This is a genomic window from Paracraurococcus lichenis (assembly GCF_030657435.1).
GTDB lineage: Bacteria > Pseudomonadota > Alphaproteobacteria > Acetobacterales > Acetobacteraceae > Paracraurococcus > Paracraurococcus lichenis.
Window position 1 is genome coordinate 1 of the sequence record NZ_JAUTWS010000507.1, and the last position, 406, is coordinate 406.

Annotated in this window: 1 protein-coding gene; it reads right to left on the bottom strand. The window is 69.7% G+C overall.

The features are described 5' to 3' along the window. Positions 1-137: 137 nt before the first annotated feature. Positions 138-406 (bottom strand): ATP-dependent Clp protease proteolytic subunit (locus tag Q7A36_RS41010; protein WP_305109513.1); only part of this gene is annotated, 269 nt, incomplete at its 5' end.

Below are 406 nucleotides of genomic sequence, written 5' to 3' on the forward strand. Positions count from 1 at the left end.
GCGACAGCACAGCCACGCATTCCAGCCGGCGGTGGAGCTCACCGGCTGGACTGATGGCGGCTGCGCTGCGACCTTCGACGCGAGGGCTCGTCGATGAAGAGTTCTCGAACGGTCGCCGGTCCTGCGGCAGCGGGCCGCTACAGTTCCCGGGCGCTGGTCAGGACGCGGCTCACCATGCCGTAGGCCACCGCCTCCTCGGCACTCATCCAGTAGTTCCGGTCGGTGTCGCGCTCTACCCGCTCGTAGGGCTGGCCCGTCTCGCGCGCGATGATGCGGTTGATCCGCTCGCGCATCTTGATGATCTCGCGCGCCTCGATGTCGATGTCGGTCGCCGGCCCGCGCACCCCGCCCATGGGCTGGTGCAGCAGGAAGCGGGTGTTGGGCAGGCAGAAGCGCCGCTCCCGGG